At 42.7% G+C, this 4,519-nt stretch carries 5 protein-coding genes; all 5 read left to right on the top strand.

The genetic code is table 11. The features are described 5' to 3' along the window. Nucleotides 1–1,471 (top strand): eCIS core domain-containing protein (locus tag RIB93_RS20800; protein WP_446375189.1); only part of this gene is annotated, 1,471 nt, incomplete at its 5' end. Nucleotides 1,472–1,658: 187 nt separating this feature from the next. After that, nucleotides 1,659–2,021, top strand: a complete 363-nt coding sequence (locus tag RIB93_RS20795; RefSeq protein ID WP_446354148.1) for a hypothetical protein — start codon at nt 1,659–1,661, stop codon at nt 2,019–2,021. A 155-nt stretch (nt 2,022–2,176) separates the two neighbouring features. Next, nucleotides 2,177–3,376, top strand: a complete 1,200-nt coding sequence (locus tag RIB93_RS20790; protein ID WP_446375187.1) for a DUF6973 domain-containing protein — start codon at nt 2,177–2,179, stop codon at nt 3,374–3,376. A 72-nt stretch (nt 3,377–3,448) separates the two neighbouring features. Continuing rightward, nucleotides 3,449–3,817 carry a hypothetical protein gene (locus RIB93_RS20785; RefSeq protein ID WP_446375185.1) on the top strand — a complete coding sequence of 123 codons (369 nt, stop codon included), beginning with the start codon at nt 3,449–3,451 and terminating at the stop codon, nt 3,815–3,817. A gap of 14 nt (nt 3,818–3,831) precedes the next feature. After that, nucleotides 3,832–4,410, top strand: coding sequence for a hypothetical protein (locus tag RIB93_RS20780; RefSeq protein WP_446375183.1), 579 nt, complete (start codon nt 3,832–3,834; stop codon nt 4,408–4,410). Nucleotides 4,411–4,519 lie beyond the last annotated feature (109 nt).

Raw genomic sequence — 4,519 nt, 5'->3', positions numbered from 1 at the left:
CAGAGACTCGGCGGATAGACTAGCCGCGAATGTGATGCGAAGTCTAGAAGCCAAGGATTCCCAGGAGACAGAAACGCCAACGGTACAGCCTCAGTCAGAATCAAGGATTTCAGTTGCTGATGTCGTCGGACAGAGAATGCCTACCCTGACTCCACACACCCTGAGTCCACTCCAGAGAAAGTTAACAGTCGGGCAGCCAGGAGATAAGTACGAACAGGAAGCCGACACAGTAGCGGCAAAAGTCGTCGAACAGATTAATTCTCCCACGTCCCAGCAACCTGTACAAGGAAAAGTAGAACCAGTAGCTCAGCCGACAGTGATGCGTGATGGCGGAGTTGGTGGAGGTGCGGTTGATGCTTCTGTTGAGCAAAGTATTCAACAAGCCAAAGGTAGCGGACAGGGGCTTTCCGAGGACGTTAGAGAGCCAATGGAACAGGCTTTTGGGGCTGATTTTAGTGGGGTGAGGGTGCATAACAATAGCAATGCTGATCAGCTTAATCGCTCCTTAAATGCCCGGGCGTTTACGACGGGTCCGGATATCTTTTTTAAGCAGGGAGAATATAATCCAGGAAGTCGGGATGGGCAAGAGTTGTTGGCGCATGAGTTGACCCATGTGGTTCAACAATCAGGTAGTCAGTTACAAACTAAACAGGCTGGTTCAGAGAAGAGAACTTCAGAAATTCTTCCCGATGGAGAAGTTACTTTTGATAAGGGACAACTTAAGTATAAAAATCCAACTCTTCAAGCTAAAGCTAAGCAGATTATTCAACGTGATGATGAACCGGAAGAAGGTACAAGGTCAAATCCTATTGAATACAGTGAGATGAAAGTTCTTCAATGGGATTGGAAAATGATTGAAGAAGATCTATTTTATGATGATTCGGCGGCACGATTCCATGTTTCGGCAAAATTTGGTAAAGTCCCTCTGAAAGGGAATGACTCTGCTTGGGTATTAGATGAAGTAAACGCTAGTCGTCAAACAGTCAGAGGTTTAACGGCTGAAGCTAATTCTCTAACCTCACGCTATTATATGCTTAATGGTCAGCTAGCCTTTACACTGCGCCTGAATTTTAGATTCAAGACTGATGACGTTAAAGAAACATCAAGCACAACTGTTGGTGGTAGTTTGAGTGCTGGGCAGAAAGCCACTTTAGGTGCTTCACTTCCAGTTAAAGGAGTTGATGTTAGTGCAGGAGCAGAAAGTAGTCGTGGAGCTGGCTTAAATTTAAGTCATACTTGGGGAAGAGAGCAAACAATTTCGGGAGCAGCTTTTGATGTCACTCGTGAGTTTATGTTTACGAACAAAGAAAACAGTTCTAGGGTAAATTTTCAAGTAGTAGATAGTTTTACTCCTGATCCAGGTATGATTGGTGCGATTGCAGGTACAGATGGTTGGTTTGATTCCACCAGTTATAAATTTGTAGCTACTGATTTATTGTTTTTGGCGCAGGTTGCATCGAAACTAATATAAATTAAATACAAATAAAAAGCAGGTATATTCTATGTAACTGAGACACACGCTGCTTTTATGCTCAGCTCAGTATGCTCAGCTCAGATATTCTATAACTCTTAGTTAGGAGGAAGAGAAAATAAAAATTAAAAAGTATTTTTTGAAGGTTGTCCTAATAATTACACTTGTTTTACTACAGGTTTCTTGTATGAGTGAAAGTGTAGAAACGTACTCCGGATCAGCGAATATTACAATTTTTTGGGATGATAATCATTACAACGCTCATTCCAACAACGTTTTTCTGTTGCGTGACAAGGATGCACAACGAGTTGAACTAAATTTTAAAGAAGCTCAAGCTTCTGATATTGGTGAAGTTAGCGCACAGATTACATGGGAGCAGGGAAGTATTAGCGGCTACGTAAAGATTCATGACAAGACTTGCGAAATGGTAACAGGAACACCAGGTACGGTGACACGAGAAGATAAGGAATATTATGGATTTTCGGGAAGTTGTGAATTTAGGGAGGGTACATCAGGAAGACAGAATGTTCGAGTTGCTATTGAATATTGAGGGCTAGGTGAAAACCTGATTCTCTCAATCAAACTGTTATTGTTATCTCAAAGCTGCTCAAACTAGGGCAATCGCTTGATCTAGGTGCGATCAGGGAGAGTTCTTGAGCAAATCGGCTTGGGACTAGCAAATCGTTAGGTAACTGAGGCGGCATCATGTATAAGCCACTACAAAAGAAAAATTCCTCTTGGACTCCAACAACAGCACAGAAAAAAAGTAAGAGTCCGTCTAAATTAGGGCATTTTTCGATTCAACCCAAGCCAAATCAAAAATCGTCTCAGTCGCAGGAAATAGGGGAGTATTCCAGAGACTCGGCGGATAGACTAGCCGCGAATGTGATGCGAAGTCTAGAAGCCAAGGGTTCCCAGGAGACAGAAACGCCAACAGTGCAGCCTCAGTCCGAATCAAGAATTTCAGTTGCTGATGTTGTCGGACAGAGAATGCCCACCCTAACGCCACGCACTTTGACTCCACTCCAGAGAAAGTTAACAGTTGGGCAACCAGGAGATAAGTACGAACAGGAAGCGGATACCGTAGCTGCCAAAGTCGTTGAACAGATTAATCCTCCCACATCCCGGCAACTCGTACAAGGAAAAGTAGAGCCTGTTGTTCAGGCAGTTGAGTCTAAAAATATAACTCTGCAAGCTAAAGCTGAGCCAATTATTCAGCGTGATGATGATGAATCTGAAAAACCTACCCTGAAGCAGATAATTAGAGATTATCAAGTTCAGGATGATCAAGTTACGAATTGGAGTCCCACAGCTTTGGGTGCTATACCTATTCCTTTTACAGGGGAATATCGTGTAACCGAGACAGAAGCAGAATTGCTGGATAATCTTAGTTTTAATCGTGGATTAATGGGCTTGAATACATTTAATACGATTAAAAATCGAGCATTTAATGAATCAGAGAATCAATTTCCTCAGCCAAGCAATATACCTGCCTATGTACCGAATGAACGTCAAGCAGAATGGGTAGGTAATGATGGTCACCGGGATGCCTTCCGTCACGCTTATTGGAACAGCTTACTGGTCAGAAACTTTGGAGAAGAGTGGACTAATCAATTCACCACAGCTCATGAAGCACTGCCAGGGAACCCAGCCACTCGCGAGGCTATGGATTTATATAATAACCAAGTCGGACGGCAAATTGCTATCGATAATCCTGAGGCAAATGATGCAGAAATAGCTGATTTAGTTAGACAGGCAAGCGATAATGGAGAACTGATTGTTATTGATCAAAGCAGTAAGCTTGCTTGGAGTAATCAAGTTCCTTTGTGGCAACATGGTTTAACTGATGGAACACCAGGGAGAGGTGGACAACCAGTACCTGAAGGTAATGCATCTGCCCAATAGTGTCGCAGTTTGCTCCGAATATCAGGAGATTATTTTAAGATGAAATTTGTTATAGCAGCCGTGTCAGGCATTGTGGCAATAACACTATTATTAATGGTTACAGGTAAGGGTTCAGTGATTACCTCTAATAATCAGGTGAAAGTGATGAGTACCACTGTTTCTACGGGAAATTTTGATTCCGCATTATGGAGAGCGCAATATAAAAAACATCAGCGTGATAATCCTCGCATTGGTATGGTTCCTGCTTTAGAACGGGAAGTTTTACACAAACGTATGTCCCGAGAAGTAGTAAGAGAGATTCTTGGACGACCTGAGCAAGTCCGAGAAAATGCAGACTTGTATGATTTGGGAGTCTCTCCTTTTGGAGTTGACTATGAACAATATGTAATTGAGTATGATCAGGAAAATAAAGTGGTTAATTTTTTTATTAGTCGCGGATAGAGCTATGCTTTAGTATGACAACAAGCGATGTCTTGAGAAGTATTCCTCTGAGTAAACTCTCGGTAAATTTACTAGAGAAGGATTTACAGTTGGGCAGCAAACTCGTTCAGGTGGAACGTTCTGTACGAACAACCGCCTGGATGATAGATTACGACGCTCTCGAACCGTGGAAACGTTGCCTAATTGATAATGGTGATTTATTACCGTCTTGGGCATACTGGTGGCTAACCCTAACAGCCGAACTTGCTTACAATGCACATTGGAGTAACTATCCTGCCTTAATTATTCAGAGGACAAATTCTGATATTCAAAGTCCACTGGGGAATTTCTTGAGCTGGAGAACATCTCCCTACCAAATATTGCCACTGATGGTCGAAGATATATGTGATGCCTTAACAATTCGCTCTTCATCTGTCGGCTTTGCCGTAGCGTGGGGAGTGAATAGTCGTGACTTCAACCATCCTGTGTTACCCATCTCCTGTCGAGGAGCCATTTTGCCTGTGGTAGATGGTATGGGAATTTTGTGTATAGCTACAGATGAAGATCGTAGTACCCTGGATATCTGGATAGGCGATGAGGAGATAGAACGATAGAGTTTCCTCCAGGATTGAGCTGGATTCAATAAATCATCAGGTAACTGAGGTGGCATCATGTATAAACCCCTACAAAAGAAAAATTCCTCCTGGACTCCAACAACGGCAC

This window comes from Coleofasciculus sp. D1-CHI-01, from assembly GCF_040218875.1.
In the GTDB taxonomy this organism is placed as follows: Bacteria; Cyanobacteriota; Cyanobacteriia; order Cyanobacteriales; family Coleofasciculaceae; genus Coleofasciculus.
This window is presented reverse-complemented; position numbering and strand designations above follow the sequence as displayed.